Annotated in this window: 20 protein-coding genes and 1 pseudogene; 8 read left to right on the top strand and 13 right to left on the bottom strand. The window is 45.7% G+C overall.

Going from position 1 to position 20,723, the window contains the following annotated elements; all coding sequences use genetic code 11:
• The 11 genes from VK541_RS01490 to uvrB all read right to left on the bottom strand — a co-directional run.
• A partial coding sequence (locus VK541_RS01490) for a SurA N-terminal domain-containing protein (RefSeq protein ID WP_324366200.1) occupies window positions 1-311 on the bottom strand: 311 nt, incomplete at its 3' end.
• A 127-nt stretch (window positions 312-438) separates the two neighbouring features.
• Window positions 439-999, bottom strand: a complete 561-nt coding sequence (locus VK541_RS01485; protein ID WP_324366198.1) for a hypothetical protein — start codon at window positions 997-999, stop codon at window positions 439-441.
• Window positions 999-2,309 (bottom strand): hypothetical protein, encoded by a 1,311-nt coding sequence (locus tag VK541_RS01480; protein ID WP_324366196.1) that lies wholly within the window; start codon window positions 2,307-2,309, stop codon window positions 999-1,001. The genes VK541_RS01485 and VK541_RS01480 overlap by 1 nt, the downstream gene beginning before the upstream one ends.
• The gene (locus VK541_RS01475; protein WP_324366194.1) at window positions 2,272-3,027 is read right to left on the bottom strand and encodes a type III pantothenate kinase; all 756 of its coding nucleotides are present in this window, start codon (window positions 3,025-3,027) and stop codon (window positions 2,272-2,274) included. Before VK541_RS01475 ends, VK541_RS01480 begins: the two co-directional genes overlap by 38 nt.
• A gap of 56 nt (window positions 3,028-3,083) precedes the next feature.
• The gene (locus tag VK541_RS01470; RefSeq protein ID WP_324366192.1) at window positions 3,084-3,998 is read right to left on the bottom strand and encodes a DUF6427 family protein; all 915 of its coding nucleotides are present in this window, start codon (window positions 3,996-3,998) and stop codon (window positions 3,084-3,086) included.
• 95 nt (window positions 3,999-4,093) lie between these two features.
• Window positions 4,094-5,080 (bottom strand): glycosyltransferase family protein, encoded by a 987-nt coding sequence (locus VK541_RS01465; RefSeq protein WP_324366190.1) that lies wholly within the window; start codon window positions 5,078-5,080, stop codon window positions 4,094-4,096.
• A 29-nt stretch (window positions 5,081-5,109) separates the two neighbouring features.
• The gene (locus VK541_RS01460; RefSeq protein ID WP_324366202.1) at window positions 5,110-5,961 is read right to left on the bottom strand and encodes a UDP-2,3-diacylglucosamine diphosphatase; all 852 of its coding nucleotides are present in this window, start codon (window positions 5,959-5,961) and stop codon (window positions 5,110-5,112) included.
• 145 nt (window positions 5,962-6,106) lie between these two features.
• Window positions 6,107-8,593: a hypothetical protein gene (locus VK541_RS01455; protein ID WP_324366188.1), complete on the bottom strand. Its 2,487-nt coding sequence runs from the start codon at window positions 8,591-8,593 to the stop codon at window positions 6,107-6,109.
• A gap of 51 nt (window positions 8,594-8,644) precedes the next feature.
• A complete protein-coding gene (locus tag VK541_RS01450; RefSeq protein WP_414692597.1) occupies window positions 8,645-8,857 on the bottom strand; it encodes a DUF4834 domain-containing protein in 213 nt (70 codons plus the stop codon).
• 79 nt (window positions 8,858-8,936) lie between these two features.
• A complete protein-coding gene (locus VK541_RS01445) occupies window positions 8,937-9,137 on the bottom strand; it encodes a YwbE family protein (protein ID WP_324366184.1) in 201 nt (66 codons plus the stop codon).
• A gap of 4 nt (window positions 9,138-9,141) precedes the next feature.
• Window positions 9,142-11,193, bottom strand: coding sequence for an excinuclease ABC subunit UvrB (uvrB, locus tag VK541_RS01440; RefSeq protein WP_324366182.1), 2,052 nt, complete (start codon window positions 11,191-11,193; stop codon window positions 9,142-9,144).
• Between the two features lie 39 nt (window positions 11,194-11,232).
• On the opposite strand from uvrB, the gene upp reads away from it, so the two are divergent.
• From upp to VK541_RS01405, 7 genes are all read left to right on the top strand, one after another.
• Window positions 11,233-11,877 carry a uracil phosphoribosyltransferase gene (gene upp, locus VK541_RS01435; protein ID WP_324366180.1) on the top strand — a complete coding sequence of 215 codons (645 nt, stop codon included), beginning with the start codon at window positions 11,233-11,235 and terminating at the stop codon, window positions 11,875-11,877.
• 12 nt (window positions 11,878-11,889) lie between these two features.
• A complete protein-coding gene (locus VK541_RS01430) occupies window positions 11,890-12,579 on the top strand; it encodes a YjjG family noncanonical pyrimidine nucleotidase (RefSeq protein ID WP_324366178.1) in 690 nt (229 codons plus the stop codon).
• Between the two features lie 46 nt (window positions 12,580-12,625).
• On the top strand, window positions 12,626-13,960 hold the full coding sequence (locus tag VK541_RS01425; RefSeq protein WP_324366176.1) for a flippase: 1,335 nt from the start codon (window positions 12,626-12,628) through the stop codon (window positions 13,958-13,960).
• 86 nt (window positions 13,961-14,046) lie between these two features.
• Window positions 14,047-14,673, top strand: a complete 627-nt coding sequence (locus tag VK541_RS01420; RefSeq protein WP_324366174.1) for a hypothetical protein — start codon at window positions 14,047-14,049, stop codon at window positions 14,671-14,673.
• Window positions 14,674-14,680: 7 nt separating this feature from the next.
• The gene (locus tag VK541_RS01415; RefSeq protein ID WP_324366172.1) at window positions 14,681-15,325 is read left to right on the top strand and encodes an FkbM family methyltransferase; all 645 of its coding nucleotides are present in this window, start codon (window positions 14,681-14,683) and stop codon (window positions 15,323-15,325) included.
• 21 nt (window positions 15,326-15,346) lie between these two features.
• Window positions 15,347-16,114, top strand: coding sequence for a class I SAM-dependent methyltransferase (locus VK541_RS01410; RefSeq protein WP_324366170.1), 768 nt, complete (start codon window positions 15,347-15,349; stop codon window positions 16,112-16,114).
• A 2-nt stretch (window positions 16,115-16,116) separates the two neighbouring features.
• Window positions 16,117-17,022, top strand: coding sequence for a sugar transferase (locus VK541_RS01405; protein ID WP_324366168.1), 906 nt, complete (start codon window positions 16,117-16,119; stop codon window positions 17,020-17,022).
• Window positions 17,023-17,043: 21 nt separating this feature from the next.
• On the opposite strand, the gene VK541_RS01400 is transcribed toward VK541_RS01405, so the two are convergent.
• Together VK541_RS01400 and VK541_RS01395 are read right to left on the bottom strand one after the other, a co-directional pair.
• Window positions 17,044-19,878, bottom strand: a complete 2,835-nt coding sequence (locus VK541_RS01400) for a S41 family peptidase (RefSeq protein WP_324366166.1) — start codon at window positions 19,876-19,878, stop codon at window positions 17,044-17,046.
• Window positions 19,879-19,917: 39 nt separating this feature from the next.
• On the bottom strand, window positions 19,918-20,277 hold the full coding sequence (locus VK541_RS01395; RefSeq protein ID WP_324366164.1) for a hypothetical protein: 360 nt from the start codon (window positions 20,275-20,277) through the stop codon (window positions 19,918-19,920).
• A gap of 254 nt (window positions 20,278-20,531) precedes the next feature.
• Here VK541_RS01395 and VK541_RS01390 point away from each other — a divergent pair.
• Window positions 20,532-20,723 (top strand): annotated as a pseudogene (locus VK541_RS01390) (glycosyl transferase family 1); the annotation flags it as partial.

The raw sequence follows: 20,723 nt of genomic DNA, 5'->3' as shown, positions 1-20,723 counted from the left end.
TATTCTTTTCCTAAAAGTATTCCGGCAATTTCACCCTGCCAAACATTATCAACAGCCATCGCCTGCATCTGGGCGTTACCCGCACCGCCATACTGCTGTTTGAACTGGGCCAGGCTTTGATCAACCTTAGCTCCGAACTGCTCTATATTTATTTCCTCACCGTCAACTGACCCGACAACTTTTTGAGACTCGGCCCAGAAAGGCTTGCCCACGTTAATTGCATCACCAACCAAAAATGCAACAATTGCAAAACCGATGGCTCCTACCAAGATATAGCCTGCGCGATTCCGCAAAAATGTCATTAATCCCATAGTATTCTTATTTATAATTTTTTTTAAGAGGGCGCAAGATACAACTTTTGCTAAAAAAAGAAAACATTAAATTGTATTTGAATAAGTATTTAAAAATTAGGGAAATATGCCTATTTAATTTAAGAGCTTACTGTCCAAAATTATCCGGCACATACGTTTCCCCGGTTCCATTTTTCCAGTTGATCAGATTGAAATCCTCGGTAGCGCTAAATTCAATTGCGTTCAGTACAGTACCATCTGGTTTAGTGACAATGCCTTTGGGAGATAGGAACAGCTTTTTGTTCTGGTCCCATACCAGCTCCTCAGTGTTGAAGGTCATATTTTCATTGACCACGATCACATTTCTTTTAAAGGTAGCGGTCTTCTCTGAATCCTTCATGATTGCATAATCGGAAGTAATAGACCCTTTGATCTTCATCAGATCATCCAGAAAATTAATCTTCACGCCTTTAGGCATCTCCTGGTAACCGGACTTCCCCTCAGGCGTCACCTTATCGAGTATAGGCGCATAACCTTGTGCTTTTACCTTTGCGGAATCGCTGTAGGTAATCTGGACCCCTCTGGTACGGTCTACATTCAGCTTTACTTTTTCCGAAAGCCTGGACGCATTCTTAAGGTCATCCTCGCCGCATGAACTCAAAAAGATCTGGAACATGCAAAGTATACAGATGATACCCCTGCCGTTCATTAGTCAAATTTAAATCTTTTGAACCAGGTATCGTTAAGTGTAAAACCTAAATGGAGATTGATGTAGTTCTCCTGGAGCAGACCATTGTTCATGGAGCCCCGTTTCCCGATCTCTGTGGTCAGGTTGAGCTTGTAAATGGAATATCTTGCGGAGGCCAGAGGAAGCCCCAGGCCAAAAGTAACAGCCATTTGCTTAATATCCTGATCGCTTACCCTGATGTAGGTCTTGTCATAATTAAAGCCCATACGGTATTCTACGCGGTTGAAATAACCTGATATCGAACTCATATTGGGAATGAACTGGCCTCCGGCCGAAAAGCCCCAGCTGTCCTGCAAGCCCTGGTTCACACCTTCGATGCTCAGTTTAGACCATTTTCCCATTCTGTAATCGGCCCCGATCAGCCATTTATTGTCCTTTTGGAAAGCGATCCCAAAGTTATGTGTTAAAGGGAGTTTCAGTTTGGCCGATGGGTTTTCCCTGATCTCCAGGGTATCAAAAGCCGCACTTTCTTCACCAAGATCGTCATAAGCATACTGCGTTACCACATAGCTCTTTTTAGAATTCACCGAGGACGATGAAGAACCCGAGTACCCAAGGGTAAGGCTTTTCTTATTTCCCAGCTGGATCTGATACTGCATGCCATAAGAAAAGGCCACTCCTCCTACGCTATTTTTATTCTGCTGACGATTGGGAATTGAAGGGTAGGACAACAATTCTGTAGATCTGCTCTCCTGAAGGTTACCGAACAAATATTCTATATTTCCGCCAATGCTGAAGTTCTCGCCGATCCGCTGTCCGTAACCAATATAAGCCTTTGTCAGCCCGCCTTCACCTGTGTAACGATAGTTAACGTCGGTTGTATCCAGTTTAGATGCCACAGCATACTCATATCCCAGCTCAGTATAAGGCAAGATTCCGATACTCAGTGCAGATTTTCCTGTCACCAAAGGAAATGCGAGTGCCAGATGGCTCAGTGTAGAGTTATAGCTTTTTTCCTGCTCACCGTTCCGTTTCAGGGTGGTGAATGCCCCGGACATGCCTATATCCAGCGTAGTCAATGCAATTCCCGTATAAGATGCGGGGTTCTGCATATTTATATTGCTGTACAGCGTGGGCTTGTTGATCGCAGTTGAAATACCGCCCATCGCCCTGTACTGCGGCAGCATGGAGCCTTTGATATTCCCCAATCCGTATCTCGAATACGGTGACTGTGTGGTAATCTGTGCCTTGGCAGAGATGCTGGCAAGCAATATCAATACCGCTGCTATATAATTAATCTTTTTGTACATATTCAAATGCAATGACTTCATTTAATCCTTTTAATACTAAGTAGGGATCGTGTATAATTTGAGGCGCAAAGATGCTGTTTTTTAATTGCTCTAGCAAAAAACCTGCATCTCCACCCGTTATCAGTACCGTCAGACCCTTATTTCTTTCATTTTGATAGGTGATGAACCCGGTGATCTCATTAACCACCCCTTGTAAAACACCATTTTTAATCGCCGAAATGGTATTGGTTCCCCGGGGTATTTCAGCGGCTTCCCCATTCCAGTCCACCTTCGGGAGCCTGCCCGTATAATGGTTCACTGCCTCAAACCGCATCCCGATACCCGGACTTATACTTCCTCCGTAATATTCAGCCTGGTTGTTGAGCAGGTCATAGGTAATGCATGTACCTGCGTCTATTATAAAACAGTCCCTTCCGGAGTAATAGTGATTGGCTGCAATAACTTTCGCCCACCTGTCCAGCCCCAAAGACCCGGGTGTTCCGTAATGATTCTTTATTCCCGTGTTCAACCCTGTGGAAAACTCCAGGTAATTTGTATGCTTTTTGAGCACATCAATGACCTCATTCAGTTCTCCGGCGACGCTGGAAATGGTGGAGTAGTCAATTTTATACAGATTGATCAACCTACTGAGTGGCTGAGGTGTAATTTTCTTAATAACCTGGTATTCAACCAACTCCCTGTTGTGAAAAACAGCCAGCTTGTTGTTTGTGTTACCGATATCTATGACCAGATTATGCATCCGCACAAAGCTATTAATCTTTAACAAGTTTCAAGGTCCTGAATTGTTAAAAAAAGTTAAACAAACAAAAAGTACTGAATGGCAAACACAAGGATCAGGAACAAGCTTTCATAAAACCACCGCTTGCTGGCATTTGAAAAATAATAGGCAAGCAAAACTGAACCCGGGGGAACACAGAGCAGGAAATGGTACAGCCTGAAATCCGGTTTCGTATAAAAGCTGATCAATGCGACGACAAACATAAAGAACAGCATTTGAAACGCCTTTCTTGTACTGATGAAACTTCTGAAGAAATTCTCACGCAGCTGCAGTGCAGCCAGCACCATCATGATTAAAACCGGAACCAATACCAGGTAGTCGTTATAATTGATCTTGAACACAGATGGAAATTTGTTGCCTAAAGGAAGCCAGATCTTATAGAACATGGACAGGCTGTCGTTCCAGTAGTAATAAACTCCTATAAAAAAAAAGATCGTTAAAATCCCAACAAGGCCGGAAATCCATTCCCGCCAGTCAAACGAACGGTAAAGCAGCAATGTCAGCCAGAGCATGACGAGCATGACAATGAAAGGAAAATAGATCAGTGTTCCGATGGCAATGATCATTCCGATATCAAACATGATCATAATTGCATTGGGCGATTTTCCCACCTTCAAAAATTTATCCATAATCCAGATGAGCAGGAAGTTACAGATCAGCGGCGGGCTCAGGATTAAAAAAGGCATAAACAAACTCGCAGAGGTCACATACAGCAGGGCGGGCAAAAAACTCGGCTTGCTCAGCAACGCATGATTGTTGACCACACGGTTAAACAATATCGCCTGAATATAGATCATGAATCCGGCCACTATTACATTTCCCGACGGTGACAGTGTCTCGCCAATGGGGATTTTTACAAAGAATTTGGTATAGGGCTCTAAGAATTCGAACTGCAGTAACACGGGCAGATCAGCGAAAATCGCCATTCGCATAAAAAAAGTATATGCGAATAAAATGAGGAGATTAACTGGATTTAAATTTCTAAACTGATTGATCATGCCGTTATACTATGGCAAAGTAAAGCAAATTATCTGGCAAACTGCTTTACAACTTTATCAATCACCGCGGCGGTTTCATCCGGAAAATGAAACTTATGCTCCTGGCTGCTTTTTACCCAATTTTCGATCACAGGAACCCAGTTTTTATTGCTCCCCCAGATTACCGGCAATCCAAATTGCTTCAAGGCAAAAGCATTGCACTGCTGTTCATACTGAAATTTCATAGGCACCACGAGTAATTTTTTTCCCAGGTACAACGCTTCTGCCGGCCCTTCAAATCCACCGCCGGTCAGCAAGCCTTCGCATGAAGCCAGGCTTTTATTGAACAGCTCATTATTTACCCTCTCTACCCTGACATTTTCGTCTGTATAAGCACTTTGGGCATGTTTGGAAAACACCTGCCACTCGACCCCGGGTATTTTTTTTAGTATAGGAACCAGCATCCGGTCATCAATTGCAGGCAGATATACCGTATAGTGGCCTGAATTAGAGACCAGCATATTCCTGATCTCCGCCCTGATTACAGGTGTATAAATAAAATCATCATACCGGTCGAAATGAAACCCTACATAGTGCGTAGCCGGAGCATAGTACTTCATCACCAGCTGCGCCCAGTCTATGCTTTTGGGCTTGGGTACTTTTTTAGACTGAAAAGAAGCCTGGTGACTTAATCCGACACTTTCTATCCGCTGCGTTTTGCAGGCCCAGGCCGTAACCGGTTCAAAATCATTCAGGACCAGGTTGTACTCTTTTAAAGGAATCTGGCGCATGTCTTTTACAAACCTGGGCAGATTCATGGTCTTCCAGGTTTCATAGTGGTCCACCCCGCCTTTTTTGCCAAATATGAAACTGAAGCCGTGCAGCTGAAACCTCACTTCCTGGCTTAATTTTACATCCGCCTGAGTTCCGCTGATCAGCAGATCGACGTCACCATATTGCTGCAGCAGGGGCACAATTTCCCTTGCCCGGCTGATGTGACCATTGCCCGTACCCTGTATCGCGTAAAGTATCTTCATTCGCTCCCTAATATCTGTATTTTTTTACTTCAGGCAATCTCTAATTTAATCTTTTGCAGCAGGGTATTCACGTCCAGCTTACTGTGCAGATCTTCACTGTCAGACAAATCTCCTTCCTCTGCCTCATCCTTCTCAAAATCCTTAGCTTCATACTTAAAGATTTTCCAGCTCTTGTCATAATACTCGAGCGCGGTCAGGTTTTCGACCCAATCGCCGCTGTTCAGGTAAGTCACCTGCCCCTCCTCTGTGATAATGGTCCGCATTTCCGGCTGATGGATGTGACCGCAAACTACATATTCATAGCCCTTTTCTATAGCCAGGTCTGCAGCCGTATATTCAAATTTATTGATGAATTTGACCGCATCCTTAAACCTGGCCTTGATCTTTTTAGAAAAACTCATCTTCTCCCGTCCGATCGCAGTCAGGCACCAGTTTACAAAGCTGTTGATCAGGATCAGGCTGTCGTAGCCTGCAGCGCCCAGTTTAGCCAGCCATTTGGAGTGCTGCATGGTCACATCAAATACGTCACCGTGAAAGAACCAGGCCTTCTTCCCGTCTATATCCAGGATCAGTTTATTTTGGAGGTGGAATGCACCCATATGCATATCTGCGAACTTCCTCAAAAGCTCGTCGTGGTTACCAGTCAGGTAATAGACCGGTACACCTTCCACCACAAATTTCATCAGCTTTCGCACGATCTTCATGTGCGTTTCGGGCCAATACCGTTTGCTGAACTGCCAGATGTCTATAATATCACCATTGAGGATTACAGCTTTCGGTTTAATACTTTTGAGATATTTCAGAAGTTCTTTGGCGTGGCAGCCATATGTGCCCAGGTGTACATCTGAAATGACGGCGATATCTATTTCTCTTTTAGACATCATCTTCGTCCATTGTCAGTTCATACGGCCCAAAAAAGAATGCTAAACCAGCGATCAGGCATACTACAAAAAACAATTCCAGCATAGGATATGAGTTTACCCTGCAAAAATGCAAAGCAAACATTAACTGGATGTTAAAACGGCATTATGAAATTGCCTTCTTCTTTCTCTTGTCTTCGTAAAAAGCAAAACCCAATGCTGCCACCAGCAAAAGCGATCCCGCAAGTGAGATTTTCTCGCCTGTATAATAAGATACCGGTTCAAACTTAAACTCGACCTTATGGTTTCCGGCCTCCAGCTGCGCTGCGCGCAATACATAATCCGCCCTGAAATAAGGCTTCTTAATACCATCTACGTACATATTCCAGCCCTTATCGTAATAGATTTCAGAGAATACCGCGACCACATCTCTTGGTGCACTATAGGAATATACCATATGGTCAGGATGATAGCTTTCCAGTTTGATAAAAGCAGAAGGGTCAGCGCCTATTCCGCGTTTTTCATCGATAATGCTTTTATACCTGCTGTCCACAATGGCTTCATTTTTCGGATCAAAACTGCTGATCGCCTTCATTTCTTCATCGGCATCTTTCACAAACTGGATGCGCTGAACAATCCAGGCATGGCCGGCAGCAGTAGCATTCTTCCGCATCCCGGAATTACCGGTCTTAGGGTCCTGGGTAATGATGTATTTGGTATTCAGCATATCCAGTACATCCTGGTTCACACTCTTGGTAAGTTGTCCGTCTATCAGTTCCTGGTATCTTTTGAGTTTGGCAGCGTGATAACCCCCTACGGTCTTATGAAACTGAGATGCACTTGCATCCGAAAATGTAGAAATGCTCATGTCAAACACCCTGAAATCAGGATCCTTATCCCCCATAATGATCGCATCTATGTCCCTTGCCTGGAAGTGGTTGTTCAGATCAGTCTTGCTTGCAAAATTGTCATTGTTCATATACCGGCGGTCAACCTGCCATAGGTCAATCAGTATGGCAATCCCAAGCAATGCCATCGCCAGCTGGACACCCATTTTCTTGTTGATCAGTGCCCAGATCAGGCCATAACCTACTGCGATAAACAAAACGGAGCGTAAAGCATCAGCACGTGCCAGGTCGGCCCGGTCGGCAACCAGCGCGGCAGCGATACTTTGAGCCACACCCGCATTGTTGTCCAGTAACTGGGTCAGGTATTGTACCATCTGCTGATGGATTTCAGTAGTAAAACTGAAAAATGCGGTTGGCATAATGGCCACCAGCAAAGCAAATCCGCCGGTTATTCCACCCGCGATACTTAATTTTTTCGTCAGTGCCTTTGCATCATATCCGCCATCCTGCACTTCCTTCACCGCCAGTAAAGCCAGTACCGGCACCATCAGGCCAACCAGGGCCAGAATAGATTCCACCGCCCTGAATTTATTGTACATCGGGAAATACTCGAAGAAAAGATCTGACACCAGTGGAAAATTCTTTCCGAATGACAGGAACATAAACAATATTGTCGTCCCTAAGACCCACCATTTCAGTCGGCTCCTTACGATCAGCAAACCATATACAAACAGGAAACAAATAATAGCACCAAAATAATAAGGGCCTGAAGTACCCGGCTTCTCGCCCCAGTATTGCTGCAAGCCCACCTGTCCGGCCAGCTGCTGTATCGCTCCGGTCGGATCGCCGCCGGTAATGCCCTGTATGGCTTTATAAGTATGACTTTCCGGTTTGACCAGCGCATCAATGCCGCTTGCCCCACCATACAAATTAGGGATCAGGAAAGTAAAACTTTCTCCAATACCCTGGCTCCAGCCGTAGGCATATTCCTTAGATAACCCATTTTTTTCCTCAGTGGCATCAGTGGTCAGGTTAGAGTTACCCCTGTTGGATTCTTTTCCATATTCATAGGTGGTCCACAGTTTTCCGGCATTCACCATAAAAGCCAAAAGCACTCCTGCCGCAAGAAAACTTAAAGCACGCAGATAAGGCGCAAGTTTTTTCTCCTTTACCGCATGATAGAGTTCTATTCCCACAAAGATCAGCAAGGCGATCATCAGGTAATAGGTCATCTGGATGTGATTGGACCGGATCTCTAAAGCGAGGAACAGCGCTGTCAAACTTCCTCCAATCCAGTATTTCCCCCGGAGTGTCAGGATCACACTGGCCAGAATGGGCGCACAAAATGCAATGGCCAGCGCTTTATTGCTATGACCGGCGGCAATAATGATAAAATTATAAGAAGTAAAGGCAAAAGCTATCGCACCGGCCGCAGCGAGCCAGGGATTGATGCGCAATACGCAAAATAAAAAATAAGCGCCTGCAAGATAGAGCAGTACCACATCCACAGGATCAGGAAAAATATCCTTGACCAGGTTGATCACATAAGTCGCCCCGTTGTAAGGATGCTGTACCCAGATCTGGTAGGCAGGCATACCGCCAAACATCTGGTTGGTCCAAAGCGGGCCTTTACCATCTTTGTCCTTATATTCCATGATCTCTTTGGCCATCGCTTTGGCCTGCAGCACATCACTTTGTGCAGGGGCTTTGCCTTGTAAAACCGGGCTGAAATAGACGAAACAGATGACAATAAAAAATCCAATAATGGCCAGATGTATGCCATTTGCTTTTAACCAATTATTCATTAAGGGTTTTGTTTAAGATTTAAACTCATCCCAAACTTAGATAATTTTTTTTTATTTTATCTCTTCATAATCCACAAAATCCCCCAGCGCATCGGTTTTACCCGTCTTGGCTTTGGGCGGCACATAGTCAATGGAGATTGACCCTTCAGGTTTGACAGGCTCCTGTCTGCCTTGTTTTTGGGCCTGCTGCTGTACTTTGCTAAACATACTTTTCAGCACTACCGGAAATATCAAACGGAGTATGATCCGGATGATATATAGCACTAAGAAGCTGATTATTATAAATTTAAAAAATCCCATGTCATTATTTAACGTTACAAATCTATATAAAATATGGGTAGGGTCATATTTCATCCACAATCTCTGCAACCCGTCCCACCTGTCCGTCCTCCAGCTTTACCTTTATTCCGCGTGAGTGATAAGGTGCAGAGGTCAGCAGACTGGCCACGATGCCCCTGGTCAGTTTACCGCTGCGCTGGTCTTTTTTTAAAATGACATCCACTTCCAGTCCCGGGTAAATGTCTTTTCTGTTCTTTCCGTCCATTTAGCTAAACCTTTACCCCTTTACCAAATCTTTCTTCAAATAGTTTTTCCATCGCAAACATTTCATCACGCAACCTTGCAGCCAGTAAGAAATCCATATCCCTGGCCGCCTTGCCCATCTCTTTCCTGGTTTTGTCTATCGACTTCTGCATCTCTGCTTTAGTCATGTACTGCACAATAGGGTCTGCCGCCATGCTGACCTCGTCCACTTCGATATATGGCCTGGCGCGTCTGTTTTCCCCGGATGAGAAATCCAGAACAGAAGTCTGCTCCAGTATCGCCTCCCTGCTTTTACCAACGGTCTTTGGCGTAATGCCATGCTCGAGGTTGTACGCAATCTGTTTGTCCCTGCGCCTGTTGGTTTCATCAATGGTCTTTGCCATAGAATCCGTGACTTTATCGGCATACATGATCACATGCCCGCGGTCATTACGCGCCGCCCTGCCTATAGTCTGGATCAGCGATCTTTCCGACCTCAGGAAGCCTTCTTTGTCCGCATCTAAAATCGCAACCAAAGAAACTTCCGGAAGATCGAGCCCTTCTCTCAGCAGGTTGATCCCGATCAGCACATCAAATTCACCCAGTCTCAGTCCGCGAAGGATCTCCACCCTTTCCAGGGTTTTCACTTCCGAATGGATGTACCGGCACTTGATGTTCAGCCTGTCCATATACTTGGTCAGTTCCTCCGCCATTCTCTTTGTCAGTGTAGTCACCAATATCCGGTCACCCAGTTTTATGGTCTTATCTATTTCATCCAGCAGGTCATCCACCTGGTTTATGGCGGGTCTCACTTCGATCAACGGATCCAGCAGTCCTGTCGGACGGATCACCTGTTCCACATATACCCCCTCTGTTTTCTGCAGTTCATAGTCTGCCGGGGTTGCGCTTACATATATAGTCTGCGGCGCCAGTCTTTCAAACTCCTCAAAATTAAGCGGCCTGTTGTCCAGCGCAGAAGGCAGACGGAATCCATATTCGACAAGCGACATCTTGCGTGACCGGTCGCCGCCATACATCGCCCTGATCTGTGGAACCGTCACATGGCTCTCATCGATCACCATCAGGTAATCGTCCGGAAAATAATCGAGCAGGCAGAACGGCCGCATCCCCGGCGACCTGCCGTCAAAAAAGCGGGAATAATTCTCTATACCGGAACAATAGCCCAGCTCCTTCATCATTTCTATATCAAAGTTCACCCGCTCCTCCAGCCGCTTTGCTTCCAGCAAATGCCGGTCGTCTATCAGCTGGTTCTTACGGATCTCCAGTTCTTCCTGTATTCCCCAGATGGAAGAGTTAAATCTTTCCTTGGGCGTCACAAACAAATTGGCCGGATAGATGGCCATGTCTTCTATCTTCTCCAGCGTCTTGCCCGTCACCGGATCGATCACACTCAGCTCCTCCACATCATCACCAAAAAAAGACACCCGGTAGGCGCTGTCCAGGTAAGCCGGGAAAATATCTACCGTATCGCCCTTGACCCTGAAAGTCCCTCTTTTGAAATCATTGGTGGTGCGGGCGTATAAAATCTCCACCAGGCTGTGCAAAAACGAGTTTCTGGAGATCCTGGTTCCCACAGAAAAACGGAATACCGATCTGGAGAAATCCTCAGGATTACCCATACCATAGATACAGGAGATCGAAGAAACCACGATCACGTCCCTGCGGCCCGACATCAGCGAAGAAGTCGTACGCAGTCTTAACTTTTCGATCTCCTCATTGATGCTGAGGTCCTTTTCTATATAAGTATTGCTGCTGGCTATGAAAGCCTCCGGCTGGTAATAATCGTAATAAGAAACAAAATAGTTCACGGAGTTTTCCGGGAAGAACTGCTTAAACTCACCATAAAGCTGTGCGGCAAGCGTTTTGTTGTGGCTCAATATCAGCGTTGGCTTTTGTGTCTGTTCGATCACATTGGCCACAGTAAAGGTTTTGCCGGATCCTGTTACCCCCAGCAGCGTTTGATAATGTTCCTGGGCATTTACTCCCTCTACAAGCTGTTTTATGGCATTTGGCTGATCTCCCGTAGGTTTATAATCTGAAGTGAGTTGGAATTTCATAGATTCAAATTTACGGAAACTATTTACTAAATTTAAGTAATGATACATGATCTCAGCAAAACCAGTTCCATTGCCAATGTTTTTATCGCCGAACTTCGCGATGAAAACATACAAAAAGACTCCATGCGTTTCCGGAGGAACATGGAACGCCTTGGCGAATACTTTGCCTTTGAGATCAGCAAAACGCTGGAGTACAACATCGCTGAAACTTATACCCCCCTGGGAATTGCACCGACACCGCAGCTAAAAGAACAGCCGGTACTGGCCACAATATTGCGCGCGGGCCTGCCTTTGCACCAGGGTCTTTTAAACATTTTTGACAAAGCCGATTCCTGTTTTATAGGAGCCTGCCGCCAAAACCACAAGAGCGGCAGTTTTGAAATACAAATGGAATATGTTTCTTCACCCGACCTGACCGGCAAAACGGTGATCATGGCCGACCCTATGCTCGCCACCGGACTGAGCATGGTACTTTGCTGTAAAGAACTTACCCGCAAATACCAGCTCAAAGAATTGCACATCGTATCTGCCATAGCCAGTGCAGAAGGTGTACGCCATGTCCGGGCAAATTTTCCCAAAGCCAGGTTATGGCTGGGCGCTATTGACGAGGAAATGACCAGTAAAGCGTATATTGTGCCCGGCTTGGGCGATGCCGGTGATCTGGCATACGGCACCAAGCTGTAATGAGCTACGACCATGATTAAGCATATTTTTTTCGACCTTGACCATACCATTTGGGATTTTGACAAGAACGCACAGGAAACACTCCATGAACTCTACCTGCACTATAAACTGGAAGAACTTGGTCTGGCCTCTGCCGAAGCGTTCATCAGTACCTATACGGAAAACAACCACAGTCTCTGGGCAGATTACCATGTGGGAAAAATTACTAAAGAAACATTGCGCGCGGAGCGCTTCAGCAGGACTTTTATGCAATTAGGCGTTCAACCGGAAAGGATCCCGCAGCAGTTTGAAGATGACTATGTACGCATCACCCCTACCAAGACCAACCTGTTCCTGGGCTCGGAAAAAGTACTGGCTTACCTTCAAAAAAAATACAGCCTGCACATCATTTCCAACGGCTTCAAGGAATCTACCCTGACCAAGATGGAGGTATCCGGCCTGAACCCCTATTTCACAAATGTGATCATTTCCGAGGACGTGGGCATCAATAAACCAGATAAGGCCATTTTTGAATATGCGCTCGACAAAGCCAAAGCCTTAAAACACGAAAGCATCATGATCGGGGACAGCATTGAGGCAGATATCCGGGGCGCACAGGGTTTCGGTATGAAAGCCATCTACTTCAATCCTTTAAATAAAGAATTGCCCGAAGATGTGCAGTGGCAGATCAACCATCTGGAAGAACTTCTCAATCATTTCTAAAATCATCAGAATTGAGAAGAGCTTTTAAATTCACATCTTTGCAGCAATGAAATTACCCAGCATCAAAGGATTTGACGAAGCAGCTTTCCATAAGTATTTAAAAAATACGGGCTGGCTGATGTTTGGCAAGATCCTGTCCATGGGTGTCAATATCCTCATCGCAAAATACCTGCTGCCCAAATCATTTGGGGACATTAGTTTTGCCAACGCACTGACCGCTATTGTGGCGGCCATTGGCACACTGGGTCTCGATACTTTTATCATCCGGGAGATCATCAATGAGCCATCAAAGAAAGAAGAGATCCTGGGCACCTCCTTATGGATGCGGATTGGCGTCAATACATTGCTTGTTCCGCTTTGTGTAGGCATCTATCTCCTTTTTCATCACTATTCAAAAAATCCGGGCGACTCCCTTACCTGGGTCGTATTCTTTTATGCTGTTCCTTCCCTATTCCGGTCCTTCAATGTCATTGATGCCTATTTCCAGTCCCAGGTACAATCCAAATATGTAGTTCACGTACAAAATATAGGTGTGGTCTTCTCTGCAGCCTTCAAGGTTCTGCTCATCCTGCTAAATGCCTCAATGATCTGGTTTGCCATTGCAATCACCCTTGATGCGATATTGCTCGCAGCAGGTCTTGTAATCATGTACCATAAACAGGGATTCAAACTCAGGACCTGGACCTTCAATACGACGCGGGCAAAAATGCTGCTCAAACAATCTTTCCCGCTGATGTTTTCCGCAGTGATGGTCTCTATTTATATGAAAATAGACCAGGTGATGCTAAAAAGCGCAGGAAGCGAGGCCGTAGGTATTTACAGCGTCGCTGCAAACCTGAGCGAGGCCTGGTATTTTATCCCTGTCGCGATTGTGACTTCCGTATTCCCGGCCATCATTAATGCCCGCAGGACTGACTTAGAACGATACCATAAACGTCTGATCAACTTGTATGACCTTTTGGTCTACATCAGCCTTCCTGTAGCCATTATTATTAGTTTTTTGGGCAGCGACATCATTCACCTGATCTATGGAAACCAATATAACGGAGCCGGGCCTATGCTTTCCATACACATCTGGTCCGGAATATTTGTTTTCCTGGGGAGCGCCAATTCACAATATCTGCTTGCAGAAGGTTACACCAGCATCTCGTTTCAGCGGACGGCAGTCGGGGCAGTTGTAAATATCCTGCTCAACATTTGGCTTATCCCGCTTTATGGCGGTCTTGGTACATCAGTCGCCACAATGATCGCATGCTTTGTGTCTGCATTCTATGTGCTTTTGATTCCCAAAACAAGGGAACAGGGCATTTTAATGCTCAAATCTTTATTTCTCGTTCATTTGTTCCAAAAACTGGTACAGCCTCCGGCAGCAAAGCCCTGATTCAATATTTATCCCCATAAATTAGCTTTTTGCGTTTAACCTTTTAACTTTGGTGCTCACAAAGCACATTTTATACAGAATAACAGATGGCATCCTTAAGAAAGGTAATCAGATCAATCGTTCACAAACCGAAAAACATACTGGATCTGATCCGGCTAAAATCCAAAATCAAGAACAGTACCGGCAAGCTGAACATCATCATAGGGGCACACACCACCGATTATAAAAACTGGCTGCCCAGCAATATAGAAAACCTCAACCTGCTGGAGATCTCCTCATTTGAAAACCTGTTTGGCGACAAAAAGGCAAGCCGCTTTCTTGCAGAGCATGTTTTTGAACACATTACTTATGACGATGCCATTCTCGCCTTAAGGAACTGTTACAAATACCTGGAAAAAGGCGGTACCGTAAGGATCGCCGTACCCGATGGCTTTCACCCCAACCCGGATTACATTGACATGGTAAAGCCAGGCGGCTATGGTGCCGGGGCTTTTGACCATAAACTCCTGTACGATTATAAAAAACTGTCAAAGGCTTTTGAGGCTGCAGGTTTCAGGACCCGTCTCCTCGAATACTATGATGAAAATCATCAGTTTCATTTCAATGACTGGAACAGTGAAGACGGCCATGTCCACCGTTCCAGCAGGTACGACAGCCGCTTCAAAGAGCCCATCGGCTATTCCTCACTCATCATAGACGGCATTAAAGATTAAGCAGCAAATGAAAAACACATTGTCTCCGCTATCACTTCTTAGTCCTGCCAAACTTAAGGTACTCCTGTCTCTCGGCATCAAGGGCTACCTTGCTGAAAAGGGCTGGTTTGAGGCTTTCCGGACCAAATCTGCCATTGATCAGGACGGCAACCCAATTGCATGGGTTACTTATTCTTTTATAGATTTTATCAAAGAAAGGATCAGCAAAGACCTCGACATTTTTGAATTTGGCTCGGGAAACTCGACCATCTTTTATGCGGGTTTAGCCAAATCCGTTTATTCTGTCGAACACGACAAGGAGTGGTTCGCAAAGAGTTCACAGATCAGACTGCCGAATGTAAACATCATCCACTGTGACTTAACACCAGGCGGCGATTACTCAAAAAGCGCGATCGCAACCGGCATGAAATTTCACATGATCATTGTGGATGGCCGTGACCGCGTCAATTGCTGCAAGCAGTCCATTCATTCCCTGACGGAGAATGGTGTCGTCGTACTCGACGATTCCGAAAGGGCTGAGTATGCTGAAGCACGTGATTTTTTCAGGGCCAGTGGATTCAGACATCTGCCGTTTTCAGGAATGGCACCCGGTGCGATTGTTTCCAAATGCACCTCCGTCTTTTACAAGGCCAATAATTCTTTAGACATTTAATACCTTTCAGCTCAACCGCAAATGGCAACTGTAACAGACAACATCGCAGACGCATATAACGATTTTTACACCGGCAGCGAAACAGAATGGCGCATGCTGGGAGCCAGATCAAAAGCGGCGAACCTGGTGGAAGTATGCAGCGGCATCAAGCCTGTAAAAGTTCTTGAAGTGGGCGCGGGAGACGGCAGTATTTTGCATTACCTCAATGAATGGGGCTTTGCGGAAGAATTGTACGCACTGGAGATTGCCGAAAGCGGGGTTTCCTTTATCAGGGACAGAAAGCTTTCCCGGCTCAGAGCAGTAAAAAGTTTCGACGGCTATACCATCCCCTATGCAGATGACAGCTTCGACCTGGTCATCCTTGCCCATGTACTCGAGCACGTCGAACACGAGCGCGTACTGCTGAGGGAACTGAAACGCGTTGCCAAATATATTGCGATCGAGGTTCCGCTTGACTATAGGTTTGGTGTGGACAAAAGGATGAAGCACTTCCTGGATTATGGCCACATCAATATGTATACACCCACGCTCATCCGTTTCCTGGTGCAAAGCGAGGGACTGATTGTGGAGGCAGACAAAACCTCACTGACCCCCATCGAAACCGTTAAATTCTGTGAATTCAACGTGTTAAAAAAGCCTAAAACACTGACAAAGATCCTAAAGATCGAACTGGAATACCGGATCAAAAAGTTTCTGGGCTCCCTGCTCGGTAAAAACAAAGCCGAACAGTTTGGCAATGCCTATACCGTTCTGACCAGAAAATCCTCCGAAGCCATTAAAATCTTTTAGCCATGCAAGCCCTCGCTCCCATCGCACTATTTGTTTACAACCGCCCGAAGCATACGGAACGCACCATTAAATTCCTGAAGCAGAATGAGCTGGCCTCAGAAAGCAGGCTTTTTGTTTTTTCAGACGGTTTCAGATCGGGGGCCGATGAGACGCAGGTACTCGAAGTAAGAGAACTCCTGAAACACATTGACGGCTTTAAATCCGTTGAAATCATTGAAGCGAAAGAAAACATGGGCCTGGCAAAATCCATCATCACCGGGGTCAGCAGGCTCATCAATGACTATAAACAAGTGATTGTCCTTGAGGACGATCTGATCACGTCCCCCTATACGCTAACCTATTTTAACGAGGCACTGAACCGCTACCGCAATGAAGATAAGGTCATGCACATCAGTGCCTATATGTATCCGTTAAAAAACGCCGGATTGCCGGAAAGTTTCTTTTACCGGGCCGCAGGAAGCTGGGGCTGGGCCACATGGGAACGGGCCTGGAAACATTTTGAACCGGATATCCATGTCCTCGAAGCCCAGTTTGACCCTGCAAAAAAGAATGCATTTACGATAGACCAGACCATGAACTTCTGGAAGCAGGTCCAGGAATTTAAACAAGGCAAAAACAACTCCTGGGCCATCCGCTGGTACGCTTCTGTATTTTTAAAAGGAGGACTGACCCTAAACCCTTCCCAGTCCCTGGTCAACAACATTGGCCACGATGGCTCAGGCATCCACTCGGGAATAAATGACATCTACAACGTCATCATCAACCCAAACCCGGTCACAAAATTCCCTGACCTGATCGAAGAGGACCGCGCCGCCTACGAAGCCATAAAGGATTTCCTGAAGCACAGAAAAGGATCCTTATGGCAAAGAATAAAACGGTATGTTGCCGAGCACATCATCAAAAAATAACCTGCCCGGCACCATCTGTCCTTATTTCAAATCTTTTAATATTTCCGACACCGCTCTTTCCAGCTGCGGATCCTTGTCTGCCAGCCGGTCTTCAAAGGTGTTTTTTACATAGATATCCGGAGTAACCCCTTCCTTTTCAATGTTTTTGCCGTCGAGCGTATAACAGCCCCATGAAGGCAGGCGATAAGAAGATCCATCGACCAGCCCTTTGGCTGACGTAAAGATGATCCAGCGGTAAGTTTCCGTTCCAATGACCTTGCCCAGCTTCAGCGCTTTGAACCCCGCCGCCGTCATCTCCGCATCACTCAGCGACTGCTCGTTGATCAGCAGCACAATTGGTTTTGCCGCAGGCGCGAAATTACTTTGAGGGGCCAGTTTACCACCCCTGTATTTCCATTGCAGATATGGCCGCTGCGCCAGAAACTTCAATACCTCATCGTGTACATTTCCTCCCGTATTGTAGCGCAAATCCAGGATTACTGCTTCCTTGTTGTTTTCCTGTGCCACCATATCCAGCAGGAAGTTTTCCAGTTCGCCCCCGCCCATATTTTTCATATACGCATAAGCGATCCGGTTGCTGCCCAGCTGCTTCACACGTTCCCGGTTTTTGGCGATCCATTCATCATAAAGATTTCCGCGCAATGCACCGGAACTTTGCGGATGGACTTTCGCCGTCACCGTTTTACCGTTCCGGCTCAGCGTGAGCGTCAGCTCCGGGTCCAGCGAAGGGCTGGTAAAATAAGCATCCCGGTCCTTATTCTTGTCTATTTTGACTCCGTTTACAGCGGTCAGGACATCTCCGGGTTTAATATTGACCCCATTGTGCCTGCCATTACTCCTGGCCACTACATGGTCCACTTTATAAGGATCAGCAGCAGAGAAAATGATCCCGGTTTCGTTGGTCGCATAGTTCAGGCTCTTGCGTTCCTCTGTTCCGTAGCTGTTGAAACCCAGGTGCGAGGAATTCAGTTCACCCAGCATGTCATTCAGCAAAACCCTCAGGTCTGAACGGTTGTTGACATCAGGTAAATAAGCCGCGTAACGCTGCTGCATTTTGAGCCAGTCCACTCCATGAAAATGCTCATCATAGAAGTTCTCTTCCAGCCCCGCCCAGGTCTCATAAAACATCTGGCTGAACTCGCTGCTCAGATCGCGGGTAAACTTATAGCCCATATTAACAGGCTCCAGCTTGTTCCCGTCAAAATTGTATTTATTGATCACACCTTTGGACAGGGCATAAAATTTACCTCCGGACTCTACAATAGACACGCCTCCATCGGATACCTTTTCTGTTTTATTCTGTTCAAAGGGCTCTATTATGGTTCTGTAAACGGATTGTGAACCGCCTTCATGATTTGAAAAAAAGTATACATATGTTTTTTCACCTTTGGCAAATACATCTGAGCCGTACTGTGTACCAAAACCCGGGCTGATCTGATCGATCCGGTCCATAATATTGGCGGTATTGATCGTGATCACATTTGCAGATTTTACCGGTTTCACCTCTTTTTTAGCAGTGCTGTCTTTCTTTACTGAATCTTTTTGGGCAGTGCTGTTCTTAGGAGCAGCCTTCTTATCTTCTTTTTTCACGCGCTTATCAGCAGCTTTGTCCATTTTCTTATCAGGGGCAAACAATTCGTCAAACTTATCGCTTCGGTAAGGATCGTCGTATTCATCCAGGGCCATCCGGTACACATGAGCGTTCTGCATTCCCGTCGGGTAAGAAGGCCTGGTGCGTGCGCTGGTAAAAAACAAATATTTGCCATCGGGCGACCAAAATGGCGAGGCTTCGGAAACGCCGGTATTGGTCAGGTTCAATGTTCTGTTTTCCTTGATGTGGTGGACGAAAATATCCTGTTCAAAATTTCTGTAAGCCGTAAACAGCACATATTCCCCGTTTGGTGAAAATGATGGTGCGGAGTTTTGAAATGCCCAGATCTCATCCTTAACTAGGATTTTGCTTTCCAGCGATTTCAGGTCCAGCAGGCGGACTTCATTTCTTCCGCTCAGGTATACCGCCTGCGTTTTTTCCTTGTTGAAAGTGATGTCCCTGTTGTTGCTGTTGTCTTTGGTCAGCTGCTTCAGCGCTTCCCTGCCATCTGCGCCTATGGTAAACCAGTTCTGATACCCTTTATAGGTCTGGTTAAACAACAGTCTGCGGTTATCAGGCAGCCATTTCACTTCCAGAGCCCTTTCGGCAAACGCATCTCCTGCGTCGCGTTCTATCTTGCGGATAAATTTACCTTCCGCATCGCTCACAAACAATTCACCCCTGGAGATGAACGCCAGTTTTTTGCCGTCCGGCGACAGGTCAAAAGCAGAGATCGCTCCCCTGATGTCAAATTCCTGCGCTTTAGACAAGACATTATTCCTGGAAATCGTGATGTTTATTTTATTAGATTTTTTAGCGGCCACATCATATAGATAAATCTGATAATCCTTTTCAAACACTATAGAATTTCCTGATGCAGCGACAAAAGGGCGCTTTACTGATGAATCAAAGCTGGTTAATTTTATTTTCTTTCCGGCAGAAAAAGTATAAAGGTTGTACTCGTCATTACTTTCATCAGATACAAAGTAGACATTTCCATTTTTATCTAAAGTTGCCCAGAAATCTTTCCCCTTATAATCTGTATACTGTTTATAGGTCTTTGTCTTCGGATTGTATGACTGGATATCTGGATTGTATGCGCCCTTGTAGCGCTTGCGGTTGGCAAAGTTTTTACTCTCCCAGGTGTCATTAAAAAACAGTTCCCCGTTAGGTGCTTCCACTACATTGTGGACCGTATTGAAATAATTTTCAAACAGTCTGGCTGCCGTTCCTCCATTTGCGTTTACTTTATAGGACGAATACATATTGTACCGCCCCGATGTAAAATAAATGGTTTTGGCATCCTAGCTCCAGCTGTCCACCTCGTCCGCTGCATCATTAAAAGTCAGTTGTTTCACTTCCCCGCCGCCCATGGGCATCACATACACATCATAGTTTCCAAACTGGTCTGAGGAAAAGGTCAGCAGTTTGCCATCCGGAGATACCCGCGGATTGATCTCATTTCCGGGCATGGCCGTAACCCGGCTTGCCTCACCTCCATTGGCAGCAACCCGCCACAGGTCTCCTTCATAACTGAATATCACTGTTTTCGCATCGGGAGTCAGGGCCGGATAGGCTGTAAACCTGGTTTCTGATTGAGCGAGAACGGGTGAACCGAAAAGCAGAGACACCGAAAGCAGGGAAAGTATAAATAATTTCTTCATGAGTTTGAAAAGCTTGGTTGGTTTTAAGGCCATAAATCAGCGCAATACTTTTCCAGGGCCACGGTATCAGCTAAAATACGCAAGAGTTTCAATAAAGATCAAAATATATGTAATTTTCTGACAGATTTTTCGTCTGTATGTCAATGCCGGAAATTCATCCCTTATTTTTATCCTTTGTTTAAATGCAAATAGATCTCCGGGCGTTTTTCTGTTTGAAATTTGACATATGGATCAGTAAATTTTAATTAAGTTTGGTGAGTTTGAAAGTAGTACACTTAAATACATACGAAGGCAATGGAGGTGCAGGGCGGGCCTGCCTCAGGCTCAATGACGCGCTAAATGCCGGTGGCGCTGAATCCAGTGTCATGGTCTACTTTCAGTTCAAAGAAAGCAGCAAAACGGGTACATTCAGTAAAAGCAAATTTCAGAAAGCCAGGGCAATCTTC

The organism is Pedobacter sp. (assembly GCF_035317785.1).
Taxonomy (GTDB): domain Bacteria; phylum Bacteroidota; class Bacteroidia; order Sphingobacteriales; family Sphingobacteriaceae; genus Pedobacter.
Note: the sequence above shows the minus strand (reverse complement) of the source record. Positions and strands in the feature narration are given on the sequence as shown.